Source organism: Kitasatospora sp. NPDC058478 (assembly GCF_042720345.1).
In the GTDB taxonomy this organism is placed as follows: domain Bacteria; phylum Actinomycetota; class Actinomycetes; order Streptomycetales; family Streptomycetaceae; genus Kitasatospora.
Map to the genome: position 1 here is coordinate 43565 of NZ_JBHXML010000055.1, position 26331 is coordinate 69895.

18 protein-coding genes are annotated in these 26331 nt (G+C 73.9%); 13 read left to right on the forward strand and 5 right to left on the reverse strand.

All coding sequences use genetic code 11. The annotated features are described in order from the left end of the window. Positions 1-274: 274 nt before the first annotated feature. Genes ACFWPT_RS27835 through ACFWPT_RS27855 form a run of 5 tightly spaced genes read right to left on the reverse strand, consistent with a single transcriptional unit; the run spans position 275 to position 5496 of the window. Positions 275-994 (reverse strand): type I-E CRISPR-associated protein Cas6/Cse3/CasE, encoded by a 720-nt coding sequence (locus ACFWPT_RS27835; protein WP_380485077.1) that lies wholly within the window; start codon positions 992-994, stop codon positions 275-277. Continuing rightward, a complete protein-coding gene (cas5e, locus tag ACFWPT_RS27840; RefSeq protein WP_380485079.1) occupies positions 991-1839 on the reverse strand; it encodes a type I-E CRISPR-associated protein Cas5/CasD in 849 nt (282 codons plus the stop codon). Before cas5e ends, ACFWPT_RS27835 begins: the two co-directional genes overlap by 4 nt. Beyond that, positions 1836-3281: a type I-E CRISPR-associated protein Cas7/Cse4/CasC gene (locus tag ACFWPT_RS27845; RefSeq protein ID WP_380485081.1), complete on the reverse strand. Its 1446-nt coding sequence runs from the start codon at positions 3279-3281 to the stop codon at positions 1836-1838. Before ACFWPT_RS27845 ends, cas5e begins: the two co-directional genes overlap by 4 nt. Then, the gene (casB, locus tag ACFWPT_RS27850) at positions 3278-3895 is read right to left on the reverse strand and encodes a type I-E CRISPR-associated protein Cse2/CasB (RefSeq protein ID WP_380485083.1); all 618 of its coding nucleotides are present in this window, start codon (positions 3893-3895) and stop codon (positions 3278-3280) included. Before casB ends, ACFWPT_RS27845 begins: the two co-directional genes overlap by 4 nt. Beyond that, the gene (locus tag ACFWPT_RS27855) at positions 3892-5496 is read right to left on the reverse strand and encodes a type I-E CRISPR-associated protein Cse1/CasA (protein WP_380485085.1); all 1605 of its coding nucleotides are present in this window, start codon (positions 5494-5496) and stop codon (positions 3892-3894) included. Before ACFWPT_RS27855 ends, casB begins: the two co-directional genes overlap by 4 nt. Here ACFWPT_RS27855 and cas3 point away from each other — a divergent pair. The 13 genes from cas3 (at position 5476) to ACFWPT_RS27920 (ending at position 26279) form a co-directional block, all read left to right on the forward strand. Next, complete coding sequence (gene cas3 / locus ACFWPT_RS27860) at positions 5476-8592, forward strand: CRISPR-associated helicase Cas3' (RefSeq protein WP_380485087.1); 3117 nt, start codon at positions 5476-5478, stop codon at positions 8590-8592. The two genes, ACFWPT_RS27855 and cas3, sit on opposite strands and share 21 nt — an antisense overlap. Before the next feature lie 1222 nt (positions 8593-9814). After that, complete coding sequence (locus ACFWPT_RS27865) at positions 9815-10645, forward strand: BTAD domain-containing putative transcriptional regulator (RefSeq protein WP_380374246.1); 831 nt, start codon at positions 9815-9817, stop codon at positions 10643-10645. 86 nt (positions 10646-10731) lie between these two features. After that, a complete protein-coding gene (locus tag ACFWPT_RS27870; protein WP_380374249.1) occupies positions 10732-11373 on the forward strand; it encodes an NADPH-dependent FMN reductase in 642 nt (213 codons plus the stop codon). A gap of 158 nt (positions 11374-11531) precedes the next feature. Further along, positions 11532-11750 (forward strand): ammosamide/lymphostin RiPP family protein, encoded by a 219-nt coding sequence (locus ACFWPT_RS27875; RefSeq protein ID WP_380374252.1) that lies wholly within the window; start codon positions 11532-11534, stop codon positions 11748-11750. A 14-nt stretch (positions 11751-11764) separates the two neighbouring features. Continuing rightward, positions 11765-13552, forward strand: coding sequence for a hypothetical protein (locus tag ACFWPT_RS27880; protein ID WP_380485089.1), 1788 nt, complete (start codon positions 11765-11767; stop codon positions 13550-13552). Between the two features lie 4 nt (positions 13553-13556). Further along, positions 13557-16073, forward strand: a complete 2517-nt coding sequence (locus ACFWPT_RS27885) for a hypothetical protein (RefSeq protein WP_380485091.1) — start codon at positions 13557-13559, stop codon at positions 16071-16073. Then, positions 16070-18385 carry a lantibiotic dehydratase gene (locus ACFWPT_RS27890; RefSeq protein ID WP_380485093.1) on the forward strand — a complete coding sequence of 772 codons (2316 nt, stop codon included), beginning with the start codon at positions 16070-16072 and terminating at the stop codon, positions 18383-18385. Before ACFWPT_RS27885 ends, ACFWPT_RS27890 begins: the two co-directional genes overlap by 4 nt. Before the next feature lie 8 nt (positions 18386-18393). Beyond that, on the forward strand, positions 18394-19854 hold the full coding sequence (locus ACFWPT_RS27895) for a hypothetical protein (RefSeq protein ID WP_380485106.1): 1461 nt from the start codon (positions 18394-18396) through the stop codon (positions 19852-19854). Next, positions 19851-22160, forward strand: a complete 2310-nt coding sequence (locus tag ACFWPT_RS27900; RefSeq protein WP_380485095.1) for a lantibiotic dehydratase — start codon at positions 19851-19853, stop codon at positions 22158-22160. Before ACFWPT_RS27895 ends, ACFWPT_RS27900 begins: the two co-directional genes overlap by 4 nt. After that, positions 22157-23422: a metallopeptidase TldD-related protein gene (locus ACFWPT_RS27905; protein ID WP_380485097.1), complete on the forward strand. Its 1266-nt coding sequence runs from the start codon at positions 22157-22159 to the stop codon at positions 23420-23422. Before ACFWPT_RS27900 ends, ACFWPT_RS27905 begins: the two co-directional genes overlap by 4 nt. Further along, complete coding sequence (locus ACFWPT_RS27910; protein ID WP_380485099.1) at positions 23415-24527, forward strand: hypothetical protein; 1113 nt, start codon at positions 23415-23417, stop codon at positions 24525-24527. Before ACFWPT_RS27905 ends, ACFWPT_RS27910 begins: the two co-directional genes overlap by 8 nt. Then, entirely contained in the window at positions 24499-25602 is a 1104-nt protein-coding gene (locus ACFWPT_RS27915; RefSeq protein ID WP_063346294.1) for an FAD-binding oxidoreductase, read from the forward strand. Before ACFWPT_RS27910 ends, ACFWPT_RS27915 begins: the two co-directional genes overlap by 29 nt. Continuing rightward, on the forward strand, positions 25602-26279 hold the full coding sequence (locus tag ACFWPT_RS27920) for a VOC family protein (RefSeq protein ID WP_380485102.1): 678 nt from the start codon (positions 25602-25604) through the stop codon (positions 26277-26279). Before ACFWPT_RS27915 ends, ACFWPT_RS27920 begins: the two co-directional genes overlap by 1 nt. Positions 26280-26331 lie beyond the last annotated feature (52 nt).

Sequence of the window (26331 nt, forward strand, 5' to 3'; positions counted from 1 at the left end):
GAAATCGGCCCCGCGCGTGCGGGGATGGTCCCTGCACATGTTCACCCAGCTCGCCCAGGACGCCGTCGGCCCCGAGTGTGCGGGGCCGACCTCGGCAGAGGCAGAAGGTCGCCCCGCTGGGCGCGAGGGCGGTGCGCGACAGGCTGGGTTGAGTCGAGCGGTGTCGGGGCGGTCCCGGCTGAGGCCAGGCCTGGAGCCTTGATGTCACATACTCCAGAGTCATCCTCGCGAGTGGCGGGGCAGAGGTGATGCTACCTCTGCCCACCACGTCCGTTCAGGGGCGGGGCCCGCTCTGCCGCACCAGTACCAGCCCGCAGCCGTACGCCCGACCGGAGCCGAGGCCGTCCGTCAGGGTGCGGTGGAAGGCCTCGGGGTCGACCACCACCAGCTGCCCCCGCACCTCGGAGCGGGTGATCTTCAACCCTGCATGGTGGCGGCTCGTCACCGGCGGCAGCATGCGGATCGCGAGCGAGCGCCGGTCGATCTCCGCCCCGATGAACCGCACGCCGCTGTCCGCCGTCGCGCCCGGCCCCTCGACGGTCGGCTGCGACCGCTTCGTCAGCCAGTCGCGGACCTGGTCCGGCCTGACCGCCGGGACCTTGCGGGAGCGCCCCGTCCCGGGCCGGCCGTCGGGGCGGGCGGTCAGTGCGCTCAGGACCGTGCGGAAAGTGAACTCGCCGCCCTTGCGCAGGGGTTGGTCGACGCTGATGGTCTCGATCCTGCTGGTGAGCGCCTCCCGGGGGATGAGCGACCAGTCCGGGGTGACCTTGGACTGCACGACCAGGAGCAGGGTGTCGGTCCTGAGGTCGACGTTCCACGTCGACAGGATCCCCATCTGCGCCCGGGGGTCCGACTGGCCGTCCTCCACCCAGCCGCGGAAGCCGCTCATCACCAGGCGGTGCATGTCCTGGGCATCGAGCAGGCACCGGGCCGCGACGGGATGCCGGGCGTCCAGGGCGATGATGCTGTGGCAGGTGATCAGTCGGTTCGTCATGGGATGAGGTCCTCCCAGCAGATGGCGGCGTCCGGGTCGGGCGTGAGGCGGGTACGGGTCTCCCAGCGGACGGCGTGCATGCGCTGCTCGGGGTCGAAGGTGACGGGCTGGTCGGTGGTCCGGCTCGCGCCCCTGGTGCCCGGCGGGACCTCGCACCAGAACCACGGCGCCTTCGCCGTGGCGTTGGGCAGTGGGGCCGTGGATCGCAGGACCGTCTCCAGCGTGCCCGGGTGCACCCCGCCAGCGATGGTGCCGGACGGCGGGCAAGACTTCCGCCCGAGCCAGAGCAGCCTCTTGGGCTGCTCCAGCGCGCCGGCGATCCGCTCCAGCAGGTCGCGGTCCCGGCTCTCGAAGGCCGCGACGAAGGCGGCGTCCGCCAGGTACCAGCGGTAGGTCTGTATCGGGTCGCGGCGGAGGTTCCCGGCGAGGAGGACCCCGGTCCGCTCGTCCGGTGCGATCTCCTTCGGCGCGCCGTACCAGGAGGCGAACGCGGTGCCGGCGGCCCGGCCGAAGGTCGGACCGCGCTCGCCGTCGAGGCGTGCGGCGGCGGCATCGGCGCGCCGGTGGTCCGTGATCAGGTCGCGCGGCCGGAGCGGCATCGGTCCGCCACCGACGACCTGGTAGTCGTGGGCGGGCGTGCCGGGGCGGTCCGCGCGGACGCCGAACCGCAGCGCGGCCAAGTGGCCGATGTCGTCGGTACGGTCGAGGCCGAGGGCGGCGGCGACCATCCCGACGCACCCCGACTTGGTGGGGTGCAGCTGGGTGTCGCGCCGCTCGAAGTGCGAGCCGCTCCCCCAGGACTGGAGGGGCGCCGCGAGCCGCGCGAGGAGGACGGACTCCGTCACGGTCGGGTCAGCTCCTCGATGGTGTCGACCTCGGCGCCGGGCAGGTTGCCGTTCTCCGCTTCTGCGCCGAGCAGCCGCTCGACCGCGAGGTCGTAGGTGAGGAGGCGGGCCGGACTGATGTCGTCGCGCTTGCGCAGGACGAGGGCGTGCTGGGCGAGGAGGCGGCGGGTGGCCTCCAGGGAGGCCGGGCCGTCGGCCTCCTCGAAGACGGCGTTCTCGAACGCCAGGCCGTAGTTGAACGGGCGCTTGCCGTCGAAGGCCATGACGAGCTTCGGCAGGGAGCCGGTCGAGGCGGTGGTGTTGGCCTTGGCCCTCGGCTGGGAGTTGACGAAGGCGTCGACCACCTCCAGCTCGGCCGCGGCCGCCGCGGCCTCGATCCGCTCGGCCGTCATTCCGGCGGCCTTCAGGTTGGCGCGCAGCTTGTGGCGGTCCAGGACCGCGTGGCGGTAGAAGGTGCCGGAGATCAGCGACTGGTACCCGGTCATGCCCGCGCCGGAGTCCTCGGCGGCGTCCAGGTAGTCCAGGGCGTTGGCGCGGGAGCGGTTCCTGCGGTCGAGCTTGGCGTCGTCGGCGGCCGAGTAGAAGTCGTCGATGTGCTCGGCGGGCTGGACGGTGAAGGCGTGGGCGGTCTGGATGGCGCCGTCGACGTCGGGCGAGTCGGCGATCCCGGCGAGGAAACGGCCGTAGAGGGCGATGTCGATCGCGTCACCGGGGGCCAGGGCGGTGAGGACGGCGGACCTCAGGTCCTTCGGCAGGCCGGGCAGCTTCTCGTCCCCGGCCTCGCCGCCGCTCTCCTGGGGCTCGTCCGCAGGCACCCGCCCCTCCTTGCGGTCCTTGGCCTGGGCGCGGCGCTTGGCCGCGGCCTTCGCCTTCTTCTCCGCTGCGGCGTCCTGCGCCGCCACGTACGCGCTGCTCCACTCGGCGACGGCGGCGCGGTGTTCGAGGAGCTTGTCGGCGAGGACCTTCCCGGCGTTCTCGGGGGCGAACAGCAGCACCTTGGTGAGGTCGGCGGTGTTGGGCTTGTCGCCGAACTTCAGCCCGATGCCGCTCAGTACGGCCTTGGCGGCCGCCAGGGCCGTCCCCGGCTCCCAGCCCCCGGCCTCCAGTTCGGCGGCGGTGATCTTCGCCCACTCGCGGGTGCGCAGCCCCATCGTGTGGCCGGCCAGGGGCCCGTCGCCCGTGTTGGCGCGGTTGCGGGAGTAGGTGCGCTCCGCGCGTCGACGGGCCTGCGAGGTGATCATCGTCCGGAGGTCGCCGCCGAGGCTGATCGACTTGGGCATGCCGTTCTCGTCACGCACCGGCAGGACCGCGACCATCGTCTCCAGGAGGTGCAGGGAGAGGTACTGCGCGCCGGTGAAGTCGGCGGCTCCGGCGGTCGACGACGCGGCCTCAGTGGTCAGGGAGGCGGCTTCGGTGGTCGAGGGCTCTACGGTGCTGGTCACTTGCTGTCTCCGATCGGATCGGCGGCGGGCGCGGTCCCGCGCGGCCGGGGCACACTGGTCGGGGTCTCGGACGTGTAGGTCGGGGCGTAGGTCGGGGTGTAGAAGGAACGGGCCCACCGGTACTGAACCGGCCGCCCCCAACCAGACCATCCGGCGAGGTCCTCGGTGAGGACCGCCCAGGACGGGGGGACGGTGTCGCAGGACCTGGCGCGCTCGACCACGTGCTGGAGGTGGCGCCACGGGACCCTGCGGGAGGCCACGACGCGGTCCAGCAGCCGCACCGCGCCGGGGTTGGCCTGGCCACGTCCCGCCCCCGTGCCGATGCGACCGAGGGCGGCCCCGATGTCGCCCGAGCCCGGGGACGGGTCCAGCCGCCCGGCGTGGTAGCGGGCGAAGAGAAAGGCGACGTGCTCGAAGACCGGCCGGGTCTCCTCGGACAGCGCGAAGTTCGCGGCGATGAGGCGGGCCTGCGTCACGGCTTCCGGGCGGCGCAGGTCGGCCAACTGCCCGTACTGCCGGGCGCGGACGAGGCCGCAGAGCCAGGCGGTGAGCTGCTTCCCGAGGTCCGGCTCGGGGGGTGCGGGTGCCGGGAGCACCGGTGAGGGCTCGGTCATGGGGTGGTCTCCTTCAGCGGGTTCGGCGCGTCGGGGCGGTCCAGTTCGACCTGGAGCCGCTTCGTGGCCAGCGTGTGCGCCTTCAGCTCCCGGCCGACCAGGCGGAGGCTGTCCAGCCTGGCCTTCAGGGCGGCCGTGGCGAGCGCCCTGATCCCGGTCCCGAAGTGGGACAGCGCGTCCGCGGCCGGGTGGCCGTCCGCGACGGCGTCGAGCATGGCGTGGAACTCCGCACCGGCTCCCGCCCACAGCTCGGGTTCGCCGTTGAAGCGGGCCAAGTGGGCGGACCGGTCACCGGCGCCCGAATAGACGTGCTCGCAGGCGGTGGTGGCGGCGGCCCGGAGCGCGCCCGCCGCGTACTCGGCGACCGCCGAGCCCTGTTCGCTCGCCTGCCGGAGGCCGGCCTCGCGCCCGGGAACGAACGGGAAGCGGTCGTCCACCCAGGTGATCGGCTGGCCCTTGTCCGCCAGCAGGCCGACCGCCCACAGCTCCGGGCGGTCGCTGCGCAGCATGGCGAGGCGCCCGTACAGGTCGTTGCCCTTGACGCGTTCGGCGACCGCGGCGTACAGCGCGTGCGACTCGCGCCACAGCTCCCGGGAGGCCTGCGGCTTGAGCGTCACCGGCTTGCCTGCTCGCATGACCATGACCTCGTCCTGGCGGTAGACGTCGGGGAGTTCGGCGAGCGTCTCCCCCGGTCCGACGAGGACCCGATCGACTCCCGGCTCGCCGTCCGCCATCACCACGGCGCGGAGCGCGACCGAGCGGCCGAGCACGGTGTGGAGGTCGGCGGGGCCATCGGGCCTGCGGGTCTCGTGGGCACCGGTGCGGCGGAACGGCCGGCGGGAGCGGTCGCCCCAGGTCAGGTTGAGCGCGTCCGGCTCCCCGTCCCAGGGGGCGAGGTTGAGCCGCAGTGTGTCGCCGAGCGTGGGGCCGAGCGCGAGGACCCGGATGCGCGAACCCAGGCGGCAGCTGGACAGGTTGGTGAACGGAGCCGGCAGGCCCATCTCCTTGGCAGGGATCCGGGCTCGGCGGCCCTGCCCGAAGGCGTGCTGGGTCAGCATCGCACGCCAGGCGGCATCGGCCGGGAGCGGTTCGGGGTGGTGCAGGTGGCGGTGGTCGAAGTGCTGGTTGTAGTCGCCGGCCTGCTCGATCACCAGTTGGGCCGGCCCGACGCCGAACGCGTCCACGTGCTTCAGCAGAGCGGCGTTCTGGCCGAGCGGACGCTCGGCGTCGAACAGGTCCCACACGCCCTCGTGGCGGACGAGCCAATCCGCGGCCTCGGTGAGCGGTTCGCGCCTCTCCACCCAGGCCAGCCACTCGCCGTACGTCTCCGGGCAGCACTCGGCGGCGTACAGCACACCGAGCAGCCACTCGAGCACCGCGACGGTCTCCCCCGGGGTCCGTCCGTACACGGCGGCGATCCGGTCGGCGTACCGCAGTGCCTGGACGACGGAGACCTTCGCGAGGCCGGCCCGGCCCGACTCGTCCCCGTTCTCTGGGGTGGACCGCAGTGGTTCACCCTCATCCGCAGGACCGGGCCGAACCGGGACTCCGTCGATTGTCAGTACCGGGATACATGCTTGGTGGCGTGGATCCCATCGCATGTCCGCTCCCCCCTCCGCGAGGTCGCGCCGTCTCGGCGAACCGGTGCGCGCAAGACGTTGTTAATTTCCCAAACTTCGTTGGGTCTGTCTCAGCGGCACGACAGTAGCAGCTCCCGGAGGCGGGTCTTGACACGTCAACAGTTCCTCAACGTTCCAACCCACCACACCATTTGGGGAAAGACGGACCAGCGGCGCCGATCCCGTGGAACCGGCGGTCCGGCATGGAACCCGCTCACGGCGCACGTCCTCGACACGGCCGCGTGCACCGGGCAGCTGTGGGACCGGTACCTCACGCCCGGGATGCGGCTGCGGCTCACGGAGGCGTTCGGGGCCGGCGACGAGGAGACCGCGCGCAGGACCGTGATGCTGCTGGCCGGCCTGCACGACCTGGGCAAGGGGTCCGGCTGCTTCCTCCGCTCCTTCGGAACGGGCCTCGGCGACGACCTGCTGCTCAGGGGCCGCGAGTTGGAAGCCTGGCGGGACCAAGCGTCCGCCGCCGGTCTCCCCCGTGACGCCCACCCCGACGGGCAGGCCGACGCCCGGCACGAGCACATCACGGCGGCGCACCTGCCCCGGATCCTCGGCTGCGGCTGCACGCCGCGCTGCGGAGGAGGCGGGGACGAGTTCCCCGGCCTGCACACCGTCGCCTTGCTGCTGGGTGGCCACCACGGCCACATCCCCGACCTGGACACGGTCGAGCGGGCCTCCGGCGCCGCCCCGATGGAGATGTGGGAGCCCGTCTACCGCAGCCTCGTCACGGAGGCGGCCGAGCTCATCGGCGTCTCCCTCCCGACCCTGCCGGCCCTCGTCAGGCCCAAACGCCCCTCCGTGCTACCGATGTTCACCGGTCTCGTGATCCTGGCCGACTGGATCGCCTCCAGCGACGACCACTTCACCTACCGCCGGCTCGACACCCCGGCGGCCGACTGGTTTTCCGCGTCCCAGCGCCAGGCCCGGGACGCGATCTCCGACCTCGCACTCGACCGGTGGCGTCCGGAACCCCGGACCTGGCCCGAACTGTTCCCCGGCACCACGCCCCGCCCGTTCCAGAGCGCCGCACTCGCCGCACTCCCCGAGGACGGACCGGCCCTGGTCGTCATCGAGTCCGACACCGGCTCCGGGAAGACCCGCCTGGCGTTCGCCATCGCCCACCACCTCGCCAGGACCTGCGGCCACCAGGGCCTGTTCATGGCCATGCCGACCCGGGCCGCCACCAACCAGGCGGCGGGCGAGCTGGAGACGTTCGTCAAGCGCTCGACCGGCGGCGCCACGACCAACAACCTCGCCGTCGTCCACGCAGCCGCCGAAGCCACCGACCTGGTCCACCGGTTGATCGACGCCGCCGCCACCCGGCAGCAGAACGCCCTGCGCTCCCTGCCCGACTCCGTGGCCGTGGCCTCGCACGACAGCGGCGAGGCCGGCGACGGCAAGCCCGACGAAGTCGTCCTCAACCCCTGGTACCTGCGAAACTGCCTCGGCCTGGTCTCGACGTTCGGGATCGGCACCGTGGACCAGGTCGTCCTGATCCCGCAGCGGAACCGCCACTGGATGCTGCGCTTCCTCGGACTCGCGGGGAAGACGGTCGTCATCGACGAGGCCCACGTCTACCAGCTCTTCCAACAGGGAATGCTCGGCGCGGCAGTCGAGTGGCTCGCGGACGCCGGGGCGTCCGTGGTCGTCCTCTCCGCGACGCTCCCCGCGCCGGTGCGTGAGGCGCTCGTCCGAGCCTGGTGCACGGGGCACCGAGCCGTCGCCCGGGACACCGGGGGGACCGGTCCCGTCACCGTCGTCGACCAGAGCGGCACCGTCCGCCGTGCCGGGGAGGACGAAGACGGTGTGGTACCTGTCCGGCCCCGTCGGGTCGGCACCGAGGTGCGCCTCCAGCCACTGCCCGGGCCGACGGGCCTCGCCACCCAGCTGCTGCGCGAGACTGCGGACGGAGGCATCACCGCGGTGGTCCGCAACCGGGTCGCGTCCGCGGTCGAACTGCACCGCACCGCGCGGGATCTGGGGCTGCGGAACGGGTGGCGGAAGGACGAGATCATCCTGCTGCACGGTCGACTGATGGGCCGCGACCGCCTCCCGCTCGAAACCCGGGTGGTCGACGCCCTCGGCCCCGGCCCGGACACCGGCGGGCCCGACCCCGGGCGCCCCCGCCGACTCCTCGTCATCGCCACCCAGGTCATCGAACAGTCCCTCGACGTCGACTTCGACCGGCTCTACACCGACCTCGCCCCGATCGACCTGCTCATCCAGCGCTACGGGCGCCTCCACCGGCACCACCACAACGCCCGGCCCCCGTGGTTCCGCGAGCCCACGCTCACCGTGCTGTGGCAGCCCGACGGCGCCGAACTGCCCGTCGTCGAGCCCCCGGACCGGAACAACGGGAGGCCGTACGGAAACCCCGACGGGGGTGTCTACGCGCCGTACACGCTCGCCGCCACCTGGCACGCCCTCGACCGACGGGCGGGAGAGGCCGGCCGGTTCGCCCTGGACGCCCGCGAGCACGGCGCCCTCATCCGGGAGGTCTACGGCCCCCCTTCCCCACAACCCGGCGCGCTCGGTCAACTCCTCGACCGGACCGGGCAGGACTGGCATGCCGCGATCACCAACGAGAACGGCGAGGTGACCGCCCGCTCAGTCCGCCCCTACGGCCGGCGGGGCCGGACCCCGACCACCGCCTACGACCTCGCGTCGGGCAAAGCACACGGCGGCGGCCGGGACATCGGCGCCCCGGGCATCGCCGCGCTCTCCCGCCTCGGCACACCCTCGATCGAATGCCTCGCCCTCTACCAGCAGTCCAACGGGGCGCTCACCTACGACCGCGCCGGCCTGCTGTTCGCGGACACCCGCTACCACCCGGCGGACAGCCGCGATCGCCGCAGGCAGCAGAAGGACTACCTCCTCAACACCCTCTCCATCCCGGTGACCTGGGTGTCGGACCGCAACGGGATCCCGCGCCCCAGCACCTGGCCCACACTCCACCGCCCCGCCCTGCGCTACCGCCGTACGGCCCTCCTCGACCCCACGACCGGCAGGTGCATCAGCGGGCCCCTCGGCATCACCTACACCCCGGAGGAAGGCCTCAGCCGATAGTCCCGGACGCTCGGGTAGGGACGCCGCCACGCACGGCGAGGCGGCGTCGGACCTGCGCACATGGAGCTGCCGATCGGAACTGACGTGATTGGTCTACGCTGAGACGAAGCGCCCCAGGTCAGGAAGCATCAGCCCCGCGCCCCCGGGGATGGTTCCCGGCTGTGGCTGGACGTGGAGACCGAGGAGGGGTCAGCCCCGCAACACGCGGGGGTTGCTCCTGCGAGCCCTTGTGGTCGCGGTATCCGCGCTCGTAGGCCCCGCATACGCGGGGATGGCCCGACCGGTGTGACGGGGGGCGAGGCATGCGGCTGTTCTTCGGTGTGTGGGTGTCGGGGCGGGGCGGCGGGGGTTCATCCTTCGGGTGGTGCGCGGAGGCGTGAGAACGGGCGCGTGATCGTGTGGGGGCGAACGGCGGGCGGGTTTGATTCGGGGTTCGGGGCGGCGTAGTTCGTTCACCCGGAGAGCCGAAACGGGCGGGTGCCGGGGCCGTATCTGCTGTTCATTGCTTGTTTATTCGGAGAAGCCAGAGTCATTACTGATCTTCCTGACTCGGGCGGCCGGACGGTGCCTGGCAGGCAACTCTGGAGAACGTACATCATGCCGCGCAAGCCACTTGGGACCCTGGTCGCCGCCGCTGGGGTGACCGTCGGGCTCACACTCGTCACGCCGGCCCGGGCCTCCGCCGCCGCCGTCATGGGGTGGGACGTGTCAGCGGAATCAGCACACCGATCGTGCGTACACCGACCCGGGTGTGGTGATGGGCGGCGCCTTCTCGGAATCGACTTCGTGAAGTCGCCGATCGACGAGGCCGGAAAGTGCGCCGAAGTTCGGGGAAAACAGGCCGAGTTGCATGAGGGCCCCTCCAGGATGCCGCGACGGCTCGCCATGAGCGAGTGCACCATCAGCATCTTCTGGTGAGACGAGGGCTTCCGGGGTCGACCACCGACCCGGGCGGAGGCGATCGCCGAGCCGTCGCGTCACAGCCGAGGCCGGGACACGGACGCGAGCCGGGCAGAACCGGAGACTCCGCTTCCCGCCGTCCGTCTGACCGGCATTCTCCGAACGGCCACGCCGTTCCCGTACGTCAACACAGATAAGGCGACCGGCCCTCACCCCGGTCGTACCACCGGTCGACCGGGTTGCCTCCCCCACAGGCCTGAACCGACCGACCGTGCCAGCGCGTTCGCATCCTGTTACCCCCACGAAGAAGGAGGGTTTCCACATGACCGAGATTTCCACGCTTGCCGTCGTACGCTGCCTCGGCGGCTTTTCACTGGACTTGAGGGGACTCCCGGTCAGACGCTGGCGGGCCGGCAAGGCGCGCACACTGTTCCTTTACCTCCTCATCAACCGGGGCCGCACGGTCGACCGCGACGAACTGCACGCCGCGCTGTGGCCCGACCGCACCCGGGCGGCGGGCTCCAGCTCGCTCAAGGTCGCCAAGCACGCGGTGCACCAGATACTCAGCGGGCAGCAGGCCGCGGAGGAGCAGCCGGCCGCGGAGATCGTCTGCAGCGAGTACGGGTACTCCCTCAAACTCCATGACGCCTGGCTGGACTTCGAGGAGCTGGAGCGGCTGTGCAACGAAGGGCACCGGGCGGCGGCCCGAAGTGATCCGCGCGCGGCCGCGGAGCACTACCGCAGGGCGCTGGATCTTCACACCGGGGACTTCCTGCCCGGTGAGACCGCCGACTGGGCCAGGGAGCAGCGGGACTGGGTACGGTCCCTCGCGCTGGGAGCGGCGGACTTCCTCCTCCAGGAGGCACTGGACCGGGGCGAGTTGCCGAAGGTCATCGACATGTGCCGCCGCACGCTGGACATCGACCCGTACCAGGAGGACGTCTACCGGACTCTGATCCAAGTTCACGGCGACCTGGGCCAGTTAGGGCAGGCGAGGTCCTGGTACAAGCTGTGCCGGGCCCGGATGTCGGATGGTCTGGACATCGATGTCAGCCCTGACACCCAGCGGCTTCTGGATCGGGTTCTGCGCACCCAGGACGCGTCCGCCCGGACTGTGGACCAGGCCCCCGGCCCACGCGTAACCAATGCATAACCCACGCATAACCAGCTCATAACCAGCGCATAACCACCCTGTCTAGACTCCGAAAACCGCGACCGGTCAAGGAGATTGGGGTAACCGTGCTGGAGACGAACCAGGGTTCCGTTCTTTCGGTGGAGAATCCCGGTGTTGGTGCCCCAGCCGATGCCGGGCCCCTGATCGTCGGCATCGGGGGCACCGTCCGCTCCGGTTCCTCGACGGAACGGGCGGTCCGGGCGGTACTCGCGGCCTCCGCTTCGGCGGGGGCCCGGACCCTGCTGCTGGGTGCCGAGGAACTCCAACTGCCGCTCTACGCACCGGGGGAGTCACTGCGCACCCCGGCGGCCCGGCGGCTGGTCGAGGCCGTCGCCCTCGCCGACGGCCTGGTGATCGGCACGCCCGCGTACCACGGGGGCGTCTCCGGTCTGGTGAAGAACGCCCTCGACTACCTGGAGGACCTGCGCGAGGACGCGCGTCCCTATCTGCACGGCCGCGCCGTCGGCTGTGTCGTCACCGCACGCGGGACGCAGGCCGCTTCGACGCTGGCGGGGCTGCGCTCCGTCGTGCACGCCCTGAGGGGCTGGCCCACTCCCCTGGGAGTGGCCATCAACACGGAGAGCGTCACCCTGGCGTCCGACGACAGCGCCGGCGACAGCACCGGCGACCCGCATCTCACCGCGCAACTGGCCACCGTCGGACGGCAAGTGGTCGAGTTCGCCCGGATGCGCACGCCGGTCGGCTGAGCGCCCGGGGCCTGCCGCCGACCGCGGCCGCCCACCGTACGTCCCCCGTACGTCCGCCGTCACGATTCCCGCCCACCCCTTTGGTTCCGGCTGCCCTGACGCCGGATCCTTCGCATCCGCATTCCCACGTCCGACCGTGATTCCGAATGGAGCGCGCCATGGAAGACACCGCGAAGTCCACCGCGAAGTCCGCAGAGCCCGAGCAGACCGCCGAGGGGACGGAAGCCCCCCAAGCGGAAACCGCCGGGGCCGAAACCGCCGAGGACACCGAACTGGACGCGCTGGACGAGCTGGACGACGTCGACTTCGACCTCGACGAGGTCGAGAACAAGATCGCGCCGCTCGCCCTCGCCACCACCGAGCCCTCGCGATGGTGACGCGGGCGGCCGAGGTGAGCCGCGCATCCACCGCCTCCGTCCTGGTCGACGTGAACACCGGCCCGGCCGCCTCGTACAGCGGGCTGCGGGCGGGCATCGACGCCCTGCGCGCCGAGGGCGCCGACTTCACCGGGCTCGCGGCCGGGCACCCGTCCGAGTGGGCGGAGCTCTTCCCCGCCGAGACCGCGCCCGGCACCGCGCCGCTGGAGGAGATCGCGCTCGCGCCGTCCGAGCGGCGGCTGCACCGGGAGAGCGAGCAGGTCTACCGCGTGCTGACGGTGGCCGCGACCGCCCTGTGCACGGGCACCGCGCAGTTGGGCAGGCCCCTGCTGCTCAGTGGGATGGGCGGCACCGACCTGTCCTCGCTGCGCGGCTTCATGCGGGCCTTCGAGCACGCGCAGCTCGTCGAGGGCGCCGCACTGCTGCTGGACGCGCCGACGTCCGTGCGCGAGCCGGTCGGCCGGTACGCCGACTACCGCGGGGAGCGGGTGCGCTGTCTGCGCCGCATGGGGCTGCCGGTCACCGAGGGCGACCTGGCCGTGGACCTGGGTACGGCTCCCGACGCCGGATTCGAGCCGGTGTCCGAGGAGGGCGAACTGTTCCTGCGGGCGAGGGACTCCGAGGGCTCCGCCGTGGACCGGGTGGCCGCCGCACTGGCCTACTGCCGCCGGGCGTTCTTCTCCACGAACTGGGAGGGCATGGCGGTCGTCGCCGAGGAGGCGATCGGGCTGCTCGCCGGCATCCCCGAGTCGGGCGTACCCGGGCTGCTCGCCGAGGCGGAGCGCGAGGAGGAGCTCGTCCACGCCATCGAGTTCGAGACGGCGATCCTGCGCGGCACCGCCGACGTACGCGGTTTCCTGCTCAAGGTGCTCGGCATCCAGGCGGGCTTCCGCGGGGACCAGGACACGGCCCTCGCCTGCTTCCGGGCCATCCGGGAGGACGCCGCCGGCCTGTCCCCGGAGCTGCGTGCCCAGTCGCACCTGTACTCCGCGCTCACCCTGTCCAAGCGCAAGAACCGGCTGGCGGAGGCGGTCGCCGAGGTGGAGCAGGGCTTCGAGGTCGTCGGGGAACGTCCGGGCGAGCCCGAGAGCGTACGCCGCGAGCGCGGCTGGCTGCACAACCTGCGCGGGCTGACCCTGTTCGCGGAGCGGCGTCTGGGGGCGGCCTTCGAGCACGAGAAGCAGGCGCTGGCCTGCATGGCGGGTCTGACCGACGCCAGTGCCGCGCATCTGCGCATCAACCTGTACTCGAACATCAGCGTGCTCCAGGAGAAGGCGGGCAAGCACGCCTCGGCCCTGGCGACCTGGGAGAAGTTCAAGCAGGCCGCCGGCTCGTCGAACGCGGGCTTCCGCAAGCACCACGCGTACCGCAGCGCCGGGCTGCGGCTGCTCGTCGGCGAGCGGGACGCCGCCCTGGCGGACCTGGACACCACGCTGGTGAACGCGGCCGAGCTGGGTGACCGCTTCCACGAGACCGAGGTGCGCCTCGAACTGGGCATGCTGCACGCCTCCGGCGGTGACGCGAGGACGGGCGCCGAGCAGTACGAGCGCGCCGAGGCCGCGGCGCGGCTGCTGGGCGACCCGTACCGCATCGCGCTGGCCCAGGCGGGTCGGGTGATGACAACCGGCTCCGTGACCGCGGCCGGGTCGGTGGCGGCCATGGCGCCGCTGAGCCTCACCCGTCCCGGTGCGGCGGACGCCCTCGCCAAGGCCGTCGCCGACGGCGGTGACCTGCAAGGGCTGCTGCCCAAGCCGCGGACCAAGCTCAACCGCCCGTTCGACCTGATCAACTTTCAGGACTGAGGCCATGACGGACCATGCGACCCAAGGGGAGACGGGACAGCGGGCCAGGTGGCAGCTCTACGATCGGCTGCTGCTGCGCAGGGCGGGCTTCGGCATCGGCCTGCTGACCGCTCTCGGTGACGGGCCGGCGGGTGCCGCGGCCGCGGAGTACCGGGAGGCGGTGGCGCGGTTCGAGCAGAGCCGCGCCCGGCTCCAGGAGGCGATCGCCAAGGTCGTCACCGGCGCCGACCGCGAGCGGGACCGGGCCGGACTGCGCGAACTGTCGAAGCTGCGCGGCCGGGTGGGCCGCCGGCTGCCGGTGGAGCACGACCCGCGCGGCGGCGACGTGGCATCGGCGTTGGCATCGGCGTTGGCGGTGGCATCGGCGGTCGACGGCTACCGCGCGGCGCACTCCGCTCAGCAGCAGGCGGGCGAGCGGCTGACCGCCGCCCTGGGTGAGGAGGTGCTGCGGCGGCCGGAGCGGGTCCGCGACGTGCTCCGCGACGAGCGGGTGTGCGACGCCCTGCTCCAGCTGTCGCCGTCCTTCCACACCGAGGCGGTGCGCTGGGTCGACGGCTGGCACCAGCAGGACAGTACGACGGGCCGCAACCGCGCCAAGGACCGGTCCTTCTACCGCCGCGTCTACCTGTACGGCCAGCGGCTCGGCGCGAAGAACGAGACGACCAGCTTCTTCGGTCCGCTGGTGCACGGCAGGGTCGACCGTGGGGCCGAGGGCACCGTCCTCGGCCCCGAGACGGCCTGCGGCTACCACCTCCTGGAGGCGCAGACCGCGTTCTGGGCGGTGTGCGAGCTGGCCAAGCTCATCGGCACGGACCCGCAGGTGCGGGACCGCCCGCCGGTGGCCTGGCTGCCGTCCTGCCGCAGGACACCGAGCGGGGCACCGGGCGGGGCACCGGGGACGGCGCCTGGGTCGGGGACGATCCAGTCCGCCGACGGCCGCCGGATCACCCTGTCCGGGGTGCGCTGGCAGCTCGCCGAGGCCGTCGACGGGCGGCGTTCCCCCGCCGAACTGGCCGCGCTGGCGGGACTCGACCTCGCGCAGACGCGCCGGGTCCTGGACCGGCTGCGGCAGGCGGGGGCCGTCCGGCTCTGGCCCGAGCCGCCGTCCACCGCGGCGCGGCCGCTGGACTGGCTGGTCTCCTGGGCCGACCGCTACGCGCAGGACACCGCCTGGCCGGCACGGCTGCGGGAGCTGCGCGACCTGGGCGACGCCTACGCGGCGGCCGACGGCCACCGTGCCCGGGCGGTCGCGCTGGAGCGCGTCGAGGAGTGCTTCACCCGGCTCACCGAGGTCGACGCACGTCGCGCCGGCGGCCGGATGTACGCGGACCGGCTGGTGGTGTCCCTGGACGCCAAGGGCGACCAGAGCCCGGTGGTGGTCGGTGGCGACGTGGCCGGGCGCTGGGAGTCCGAGCTCAGCCCGGTGCTGGACGTGGCCGCCCGCTACGGCGAGCTCCAGCAGCACGCGGCGGCCGAGCTGTGCGCGGGGATCCTGCGTGAGGCGGGCGGCGGCGCCATGCCGTACGACGAGCTGATCCGCCGGATGCGCGCCTCCGTCGAGGCGGGCGGTCTGGACCGGCTCGCCGGGCCGCTGATCGGGTTCAAGCGGGACTACGCGGCGCTGGTGGAGTCCGCCGTGCAGGGCCAGGAGGCCCGGCTCTCCCCCGCCGAGCTCGCGGGGTTCGCGCCCGAGCCCGGCCGGCCCCGTTTCGTCAGCCCGGATCTGATGCTGGAGAGCCGGGAGGACGGCGGCGAGCTGCTGGTGCTGGGCGAGCTTCACCCGTACGTCTTCGCCTGGGGTTCACAGGGGCTGTTCAGCGACGAACAGGACCGGATGCTGGGCGACTTCGAGGCGGGTCTCGAACCGTGGGGCGGCCCCGAGCGGCTGGCCACGGTGATCCGCCGCAGGCGCCACAAGGGCCTGGTGGCCGACTGGTTCCCGGGCCGCTTCATCGAGATCACCTCGGTGGCCACCGACGACCGGGAGCGGACCGTGCCGCTGACCGATCTGACCGTCGCCCTGGTGGACGGCACGCCCCGGCTGCGCACCCCGGACGGTGAACTGACCCTGTACGCCGGCGAGGACGACCATGTGCACCTGCGGGCCTTCGCCGCACCCGGAGTGGGGCTGCCGCTGGTGCGGATCGGGGACTTCGCGCCGAGGATCGTGGTCGGCGACCTGCTCGTGCAGCGGGCGCGCTGGTGGTTCGACCGGGCCGACCTCGGGGTCGACGCGGCGCGCGACCCCGCCGCCGCCTTCCTCGCCGTCCAGTCGCTGCGGGCCCGGCACGGGGTGCCCCGGTTCTGCTTCGCCTCCCTCGCGCACGAGCCGAAACCGGTCGGGATCGACCTGGACAGTCCGCTGGCCGTAGACGCACTGGTGGCGATGGTGCTGGCCGGTGACAGCGCGACGGTGTCGCTGGCCGAGATGAGGCCGGCGCCGGACGCGCTGTGGCTGCGCCACGGCGGGGCCCCCGTGACCTCGGAGTTCCGGATCGCCATGAAGCGAGCATCGTCATGACCCACCGAGCCGACCGATCCGACCTGTCGCCACAGGAATCAGCGGCGCGGCGGCACGGCTGGGAGCTGCTGCCCACGGTCGTCCTGCGCAGCGCCGGGTTCCCCTGGCAGATGGTCGAGCGACTGGCCTGTGAACGGACCCGTCTGCTCATCGAGGAGCTGTTCGCCCTGGAGGCCCGGTCGGCCGACGTGGCGTCACGGCTGCACCCGGCGGGGCGGCTGTCCCGGGGCCAGCAGGCCAAGTTGCGCGGTCTGCGGCCGCTGCCCGCGTCGGACAACCTGCCCGCCGACTGGCTGGCCGAGTGGAACGCCGCGGCGGAGCGGGTGAGCGCGGTGCGGGAGCGGTTCGCCGCCACCGTCGAGGCCGACACGGCGGCGGTCGACGAGGCGCTCGCCGCCGTCCGCACCGATCCGCGGGTCAACGACGCCATCGTCTGCTCGTCCCCCGCCGTCCACCGCGATCTCGCACGGGGTGCGGCCGGCGGCCGGATCCGGCGCCAACTCGCCTCCTACGCACAGCGGCTGGCGTCCAAGAGCGAGACGATGAGCTTCTTCGGGCCCATCAACTACGGCAGGCTCAGCCCCGGCTCCGACGCCGCCACGGCGCTGGACTGGGAGGGCCACACCGCGATCCCGGTCCGCCAGGCGCACACCGCGGCCCGGGTCAACGACGCCGTGCAAGGCCTGCTGCTGGGCGATCCGGCGCTGGCCGAGCGGCTGGCGCCGGTGCGCAAGACGATGACGGGGCCGCCCCGCGGCACGGGCGTCGGCGCGGCACTGCTGCGGGAGGCCGACGGCGTACGGACGGTGGCCCGGATCGCGTCCGGGTGCGGCGCCGGCGCCCTGGAGGCGGTGGAGGCGTTCGCGGCCGCCGTGGCGAAGGGGACGCTGACGCACACCCTGTGCCCGCCGGCGACCGTGGTCGACCCGCTGCGCTGGACCCTGGAACGCATCGACGCCTCGGACACCGAGACGGCCGCCCGCGCGGCCGGGGTGCGGGCCCTGCTGGTGAAGGTGCTCGAACTGCTCGACGGCTATCCGTCGGCGCCGCCCGAGCAGAAGCTGACCGTCCAGGCCGAACTGGAGGCGCTGCTGCCCGTCGCCGACCGCTCGGCGGAGCGCGGCCGCTTCTACAACGACCGGGTCGTCATCCACGAGGCCGCCGTCGGCACGGCCGGGCTGGAGGTCCGCGGCCCGCTGGCCCGCGACATGTGCGACGCCGTCGCGCCGGTGCTCGACCTGCTGGCCCACGAGGCCGAGGCGACCCGCGTACGCACCAACCGGGCGGTCGCGGCCCGGCTGGGAGCGGGACGCATCCCGCTGCTGCGGGCGCTGCGGGAGTGCGCGGACCTCGCCATCGAGCCGGGCGGAGAGCTCGGCGCCGAACTGAGCCGGGTGATCGGGGCCGAAGGCGCGGACCGGGCCGAAATCGACGTGGCGGGGCTGCTCGCCGCGCCGCCACCGCCCGCCGCCCCGGTGCTGTGCTCCATCGACGTCCTGATCGCGGCTCCCGACCTGGCCGGATACCAGCCGGGGGTGACCCCGCTCGTGCTCGGCGACATCCACGACGCGGCGCTGCTCACCCCGTGGGCGCTGCAGTTCCATCCGGACGCCGCGGCGCTGCTCGCCGAGCGGGACGCCGGGGTGCGCCGGGCCCTGGGCGACCAGGTGGCCGTCAATGTGATCTCCCGTCGTACGACCGGGCTGCCGCCGTTGGAGTTCCCCGGGGTGGTGCTCGAACTGGGCGGCATCGCCGGCCCGGACCGGGAGCGGATCGGCCTGGACCAGCTGTGGCTGGAGAGCGACGGCGAACGGGTCGTCCTGCGCGGCGACACCCACCCCGGCCGGAGCCTGCTGTTCCACAACGGCGAGCTCGACACCGCCGTGCACACCGCGCTGGCACTGCCCCGGATCCGCCGCCCGGTGCTGCCGGACCTGCCGCACGTGCCGCGGCTGCGCTGGGGCAACGTGGTGTTCTCCCGGCGGCGTTGGGCGCTGCCGAGCGCGGCGCTGCTGGAGGCGCACGGCAGCCAGCGCGACGCCGAGCGGCTGCTCGCCACGGCCCGGCTGCTCCGGGAACGGGGCCTGCCCGACCGCTTCTTCGCGAAGTCACCGGCCGAACGCAAACCGGTGTACGTGGACACCGCGAGCCCCGAACTCCTCAAGGGCATGGCCCGGCTGGCGGGCACGGCGGAACAGCTCCTGCTGTCCGAGACGCTGCCCGCACCCGAGGACGCCTGGCTGCGGGACGGCGAGCTGCGCTTCGCCTCCGAGCTGCGCTGTGTGTATCTGCGGGGCGGTGGTGAGCGGTGACGCGCCAGGTGGTGCTCCCTCCCCTGTTCGATCCGAGTCTGGAACCGGAGCTCGGGCCGGACGACCAACTGATCGACGTGAACGCGCACTTCGTCGCACGCCTCGCGGGCACCGGGGCACTCGCCGCGCTGGCCGACGACTACGACCTCGGCAGGCGCGGCGGGAGCGACCCCGCGGAGAACCGGACCAGGGCGCTGTTCGCGCGGGCCGCCGCACGGGTCACCGCGCGGGGCGGCCAGGCCGCGGGCCGGCTGCGGGCCATGGGCATGGCGCTGCGGCTGGCGGGCGAGGCCGATCCGGCCCTGCGGCTGGCCGCGGACGACGTGGAACTCGTCGGCGGCACCACCGAGTGCGGGGCCGACGTGGTGCTGGCCGCACAGCGGACCGAGCTGCTGGGGCCCGAGGCGCGGTGGACTCGTGCGGCGGCCCCGAACGGGCGGGTGCACCTGGTGATCGAGACCGACCAGCAACTCCCGGCGGCCGCAGTGCTCCTGGAGGCGCTCGGCCCCGCACGGGTCGTGCTGTGCGGGCGTTTCGCCACCGCGCACCGGGAGGCGCTGCGCGCGCTCGCCCCGTTCTCGGCGGCGGCGGGCTTCGACGACTGGGCGCCGGCCTGGCGGCTGGGCAAGGAGTGGTCGGGGGACGGCACGCCGGTCCGCTGGGTCCGCCGCGCGGCCGACCGGCCGGCCGGCGCCCCCTGGGCGGGCTGGCTGGCCCCGGACGAGGCGGCGGCGCTGCCCGCCGAGGCGTGGCGCGAGTGCCGGGGCGCGGCGCTGACCGTGGCACGGCTGGAGTCCTGGGCCGAGGTGACGGGGGCGGACGGCCGCCGTACCGATCTGCGGACCGTCCTGGACGCGGTGGACGGGGCCCTGCTCCGGGTCGAACTGCTCGTCGGGGCGCCCGGGGTGAGTGCCGAGGAGACGGCCGGCACGGCGCGGAGCCTGCTGTCCGGGCCGGGCCCTCGGCTCGCGGGGCTCAGCCCGTTCCGGCTGCCGACGGCCCGGGGCGGCGCGGCACCGCAGGCCTGGGGCGGCGTGCCGCTGATCCGGCACACCGCCCCGGGCAACGACCTGCCCCGCTGGGACCGGTTCAGCGGGCCCGGGACGCTCGACGAAACGGCGCGCACCGCGGCGATCGGCGCACTCAACGCCGAACTCGGCGCCGTGGCCGACCTGCTCCCCGGCCGGTTCGCCTGCTGCGTGCTCGCCGCACCGGACGGGACGGCGGTCTGGGAGCCGTCGGCCGCCGTCGTCGCCGGGGAGGGGCCCGGCCCGGACGGCCAGGGCCCGGGTTCGTTCGTGGTGAACCTGCGGACGGGCAACGCGTTCCGGCTGCATCCGAAGCTGACACCGGTCGTGGAGCGGCTCTCGTCCGGCGACACCGCCGTCCTGGACCGGATCAGCGACGGTGCCCGAAGGAAACTGACCGACCGGCTGGTCCAGGCCGGTGTGATGCGGAGGAGCCAGTGAGCCGACAGTGGCGCATCGGGCGGGAGTTCATCCTGCGCCATGCGGGAATGCCGTTCGACTGGCTGGAGGAGCTGGGCGCGCCCCACTCCCTGCTGGAACTCGCGGACGAGCTGCTCGACCGCGAGCGGACCGTCCTGGAGTTGGTGGAGACGCAGTTCAGCGGGCCCCGCGCCGAGTCGCTGCGCTCCGACGTGCTGCGCGGACGGGCGCGGCAGCTGCCGGCGTCGTCCGGCGGGCCGCAGTGGAGCCGGGCGGTGAGCGCCTGGGCCGACGCCTGGGAACGCTACGCGCTCGCCTGCCGGCAGGCCGACGACGAGGCCGGAAAGCGACTGCGGGATCTGCTGGCGGATCCGGGGGTCTCCGAGGCCGTGTTCCTGTCCAACCCGGACGCGTACCGCAACATGCTGCTCCCGCTGCTGGCGTACGAAGGCCCGCTGACCTCGCGCTGGCGCCGGGTGCGCCGGCAGATGTTCACGTACGTGCAGCGGTTCTGCGCGAAGAACGAGACGGTGAGCTTCTTCGGGCCCATGGCGTACGGCACGGTGGGCGAGGGCGAGGGTGCCGTGCTGCGCGACGACGTGCCCCGCGCCCGCCGGGTGTTCTTCTCGCACTGGGCGGCGCGTGCGCTGGCTACGGCGATCGCCCGGGACCCCAGGATCCTTCCGCATCTCGCGTTCCACTCCACCGGACGGGGTGACGCGGCGCGGGAGCCGCTGCTGCCGCTCGTGGCCCCGGACGGAACGGTGTTCCGCGACGTGGTGCGCGCCGCCGGGCAGCCGGCCCGCGACGTGGCCAGGACGCTGATGCGGCTGGTGGCCGAGGAGGCCGTCACCATCGGCCTCGGCGGCGGCGACTACGACCTGGAGCCCCTCACGACGCTGCGGGACCAGCTCTCCGCGCTGCCCGCCTCACCGGCCCGCGAGCTGTGGCTCGACCGGATGGCCGAACTCGCCTCCCTCATAGGCGAGTTGGCGCAGGCGCCGCTGGAGCGCAAGGCGGCCGCCGTCGCCGCCCTGGAGGAGCGGTTCACCGAGTTCACCGGCAGGCCGGCCAGGCGGGGCGCCGGTGCGGCGTACGCCGACCGCGCCGTGTTCTTCGAGGAGTGCGCGTCGCCCTTCGCGCTGACCCTCGGAGCCGGGCTGGTCGGCGACTGGGAGCGGCAGCTCGCCCCCGTGCTGGAGGTGTGCACCGCGCACGGGCAGGCCGCCCAGCGCGCCGCGGCGGCCGCAGTGCGCGACGCCTTCACGGACGGGACCGCAGGAGAAACGGGCCCAGCCGGGGCACCGGCCACGGAGTTGGACCTCCTCACGTACGCGACCCGAGCGGCCGCGAGCCGGTCCGACTCGACCAGCACCTTCCAGGCGACCCACGCACCCGTCTACCCCGGCGCCGACTGGCGGGCCGAGGTCGAGCGGCTGACCGAGGAGGCCGGGGCGCTGGACGGCGACCGGTACGCGGTCATCGACCTGTGCCCCGCGGCGCCGGACGCCGCCGGGCTCGGCGCGGACGCCCCGCTCATCCTCTCCCGCGCCCACCACCACCTGCTGGTGCGCAGCTGGCTGGGCACGATGCACCCGGATCCGGACCGGCTCGGCGCGGACGCCGCCGCCTGGACGGCCGCGCAGGACGGCGCGGTCGTCGGCCTCGACTTCGGGCGCCGCAACAAGGGCTACTACCGCTTCCCCGGCCGTGAGGTCGCGATGCGCCCGCTGACCTGGACCGACCACGACCAGCCGGAGCTGCTGAAGCCGGAGGACCTCACCGTCCGCATCGGGCCGCACGACGTCACCCTGCACGATCCGGACGGCAAGGCGGTCAGCGCGTACGTCCCGCTGAGCGACTTCGTCAAGTACGCCCCGATCGCCGCCCTTTCGCATCCGCAGGTGCTCCACCCCACCTTCACCACCGAGGACGCACAGCCCGAAGTGGCCCTGGGATCGGTCGTCCTGCAGCGGTCCCGGTGGCAGGTGCCCACTGCGGCGCTCGCGGCACCGGAGCCCGAGGCGCGGTTCCTCGCGCTGCGCAGGCTGGCCCGGGACACCGGAACGCGGTTCGTCTTCTGCCGCAGCGCCCATGAGCGCAAGCCGTACCTGATCGACCTGGCCTCACCGCTCGCGGCGGACCTGATCAGCCATGTGGCGCGCGGCGCCGAGCAGTTGGGCGTGGAGCGGATGGCGCCGGGGCCGGACGAGCTGTGGCTGCGCGACGGCGAAGGCCGGCGCTACACCAGCGAGCTGCGGATGCAGATCATCGGCAGCTGCGGCACCGACAGCGGCACCAACAGCGACGGGAGCAGCACGCGATGACGCACACCACGCTCTTCGCCGAGCACTCGCTGCGGATGCGGGCCGACGTGCTCCCGGACGGCACCGTCTCCACCGAGCGGACCTCGGTGCGCGGAATGAGCGTCGAACGGCACCTCGACCGGGGCTTCACCGAGCACCGCTTCGCCGACGGCGACGACCTGCTGGCCTCGGGCGCCGCCGGAGCGGCCCCGGAGGCCGCCGACGCGCTGCGCGAGGTGCAGGAACGGCCGCTGTTCGAGCTGACCCCCGAGCTGCGCGCCGAGCTCGCCGGGATCGCCGCCGAGACCGGCGCGGAGCTGACCCTGGGTGTGGCCCAGCAGCACGTCGCCGCCGGCGGCGCGGACCGCGTCGCCACCACCGAGCGGATCGTCACGACCCTGGAGACCAGGCTGACCGGTGACGACGGCACCGTCCACTCCCGGTCGCTGCTGTGCGCCCCTGCGGGGTCCGACCCGGGCGGGCTGCGGGACGCGGCCGTGCGGACGGCCGAGGCGGTGCGCGAACGCCTCGCACTGCCGCTCGCCACCGAACTCCCGGACGGCGCCGACCTCGTGCTGCTGCCCGGCCTCGCCGGGGCGTTCTTCCACGAGATCGTCGGGCACCCGATGGAGGCCGACGTAGTCGCGTCCGGGACGAGCTACCTCGGGGCGCGCGCCGGGCGGCCGGTCGCACCCGCGTGGCTGTCGGTGCTCGACGGCGGTGCGCACGACGGGCCGGGCTACCGCAGCCCGTTCGACGACGAGGGCACCCCGTGCCGCACCCTGCGGCTGATCGACCGGGGCACGGTGGGGCGGCCGATGACCGACCGGGCGCTCGCCGCCCTGCTCGGCGGCGGCCCCGGCACGGGCCACGGGCGCAAACAGAACTACCGGCATCCGGCGATCCCCCGGATGACCCACACCGTGGCCCTGATCGAGCCCACGGCCGAGCCGGAGCCGCCCTCGGGCGACTGGATCGCCCCGTACGGGCTGCGGCTGGACATGATGAACATCGCCTCGGGCGCCTTCGTCTTCCACGCCCCGTTCTCCCTGCTGCACCGCGTCGACGGCAGCACCGCCCGGCTGGGCCCGCTGACGGTGACCGGTGACGGAGCGCGGGTGCTCGCGGGTCTGCGGCCCTACGAGCACCGCGTCGCCGCCTACCTGCGGGCCACCGGGGGCTGCGGGAAGCTGGGGCAGTACCCGGTGCCGGTGTCGTTCGCCAACGCCGGGTTCCGGCTGCCGACCGGGCTCGTCGGGCTGCGGGCGGTGGCCCGTGGCTGAGACCAGGACCCGTGCCTCCGGAATCGTCACGCCCACCCGCGGCGCGCCGCGGCTGACCGTCTCGCTCGACACGCTGCGCCTCGAACGGGACGCGACGGGCCGGGTCACCGGCTCCCGGCGGGTCGCCGGGTCGGCGGACCAGGACGCGGGCAAGGAGACCGGGCTGCTGCTCACCGAGGCGGCCGAACGGACGGCCTCGGCCGTCGCCGGGCTCCAGAGCGCGGTGGCGCAGATCCACGAGTGGCGTGACGGCGACGGCCTGCCGGTGTCCAGGCGGGCCGAGTTGCTGGCCCGCGTCGAGACCCCTGGCGGTCCCGTACTGCTCGGCACCAGCGGCCCGGGGGATCCGGCCGGGCTCGTGGACGCGCTGCCCTGGGACGAACTCGGGGCGCTCTCGGGGCCGTTCGTACCGGCCGACCCGCCGGGCGACTGGCGCGAGCGGCCGCTGCTGCTGCGGCCGTCCGCGGCGTCGGTGCTGGTGGCCGGTGCGGCCTTCTCGCTGACCTCGCGCGGGGGGCGCGCGACCGCCGCCCGGCTGGCGGGGCGGCGCATCCTGCCGCAGCTGACCCTGACCGATCTGCCGTCGGCGCCGCCCGGGTCGGCGCTGGACGGGTCGGGGCAGGACGCTTCGGGGCTGGACGACCGGGGCGACCCGGCGCTGCCCACCGTCCTGGTCGACGGCGGCCGGATCTGCCCGCCGCCCCCACTCGCCGAGGGCATCGCGCGCGGCCGGGCCGTGTGGGACCACGACACCGGCGGGTTCGGCCCGCCGCCGCTGGCCCGGCTCGAACTCGACGGGCCCCGGGCCGAGGTGCCCCCGGACGCGGTGGAACTCGTCTGGTGCGTGGAAGGCCTCCAGCGCTACCACGGCGACGGCACCGTCCGGCTCCAGTGCCTGGCCAGGATCGCGGACCGGCCCGGCGGCTGGTTCCGCCTCGCCCTGCGGGGCAAACCCGTCCATCTGCTGCGCCAGGCCCGCGGCCTGGCCGGCCCACCCATGGCTGTCCACAGCGACAGCGACGTGACCACCCGCTCGCTGGTACTCGCCGGCGCGGCCGAAATGGAAGGTGCAGGACATGCCGTCGTCACCGTCATCACCCCCTGACTTCACGCTCATCGGCGGAGGGATCGTCGGCGCCTGCCTCGCCGAGGAGTTGAGCGACAGCGGGGCGTCCGTCCGGGTGCTCGACTCCGGTGCCGAACCCGGGCACTCGACCAACCGCGCGGCGGGGGTGGCGGTCCCCTCGCTGCGCTACCTCACCGACCGGGAGTTCTACGACTGGCTGCGGACCGCCAAGCGGGACCTGGACGCCGACGTCGCCCGGCTGGAGCCGGAGTACGGCGCGTTCAGCGTGGCCAGGCCCATCCTGCGCGCCCTGCGCGAGACGGACGTCGAGGCCCACGGCGACGTGCTGAGCGGGCTCGGCGTCGGCGACTGGGTGGAGGGCGACGCCCTCGCGCAGGCCGCGCCCGGGCTCAAGCTGCCGACCAGCAGGCGCTACCTCCTCGACCCGGACGGGCTGATGATCGACGGCCGCCGCTACCTGGACGCCGTACGGCGCCGGTGCCTGGCCCGGGGCGTCGACTGGCAACAGGGCGTCACGGTCCGGGAGGTGCGCGAGGAGGGCGCGGCCGTCTCGGTGGTGACCTCCGACGGGACGCTCCGCGCGGACCGGGTGGTGATCACCGCCGGCGCCTGGAGCTCGGGCAAGGGCCTGGCCGAGGCGACCGGAGTCCGGCCGCAGCGCGGGCAGATGGCCGTACTGCGGACCGACGAGGAGCTGAACTGCATTCTGTCCTCCGCCTACTACCTCGCGCCCGGGGTCGGTGACGACGTGATCGTCGGTGCGACGGAGGAGGACACGGGGTTCGCCGAGCACGTGACCACCCAGGGCATCGCCAACCTGCTGCGGTTCGCCACGACCGTCATGCCGGGGCTCGCGGACTCGGTGCCCGTGGAACTCCGCGCCGGACTGCGCCCGGTGTCCGGCACCGGACGGCCGCTGGCGGGCGCGCTGCCCGGCCACGAGCGGATCTTCCTGTCGGCCGGCCACGCCGGGCACGGGCTGCTCTCGGCGCGCGCCACCGGCAAGGGCATGGCGGCCGGCCTGGTCGGCGACGACTGGGAGGCCCTGCCGTACAGCATGTGCCCCTCGCACGCCCTGGGCGGTGCCTCCTGATGCGCATCGACCACGTGATCCTCGGCGCGCGGACCATCGAGCCGCTGCGCGAACTGCTGTGGGACGAGTACGGGTTCGGCATCACCGACGGCAGCCCCAACCCGGACGGCACGGCGAGCTGGGTGGTGCCCTTCGACACGCCCGACGTGCAGTACCTGGAGCTGCTCGTCACCCACGACGAACGGCGGCTGGCGGGCGAGGACTTCGGCCGGCTGTTCCTGGAACGGACGGCGGACGGGCCGGACTTCCTCAACTGGGCGGCGCTGACCGACGACATCGAGTCCACCGCACGCGCGGTGGAGACGGTCACCGGAGCGGATCCGGACCTCTTCCGCGGCGAGTCCGTCCGGGCCGACGGAGGGAGCGTGCCGTGGGCGGAGGCGGCGTTCGACCTGTCGTGGCGCAGCCGGGTGCTGCCGTTCTTCCTGAGCTACGGCGACCCGCAGGCGCGCGCGGCACGGGTGCCGGGCGACCTCAAGGCCGCCGGGCACCGGGTCTGCCCGAAGGCGCTGCGGCGCCTTGAGACGGGCCCGGCGCGGGAGCCGGAGCGGGCTTGGGCGGACCGGTGGCCCGGACTCGCCGCGCTCGACGTCCTGGTCGACCCCGCGGTCGGCCCCCGCATCTCGGCGGTGCACATCGACACCGCCGAGGGCGAGACGGTGGTGCGGCTTCCGTGACCCCCGCACGCCCCGCACCCGCGGGGGCACCGGGCGGCCCCGGCCGCAGCAC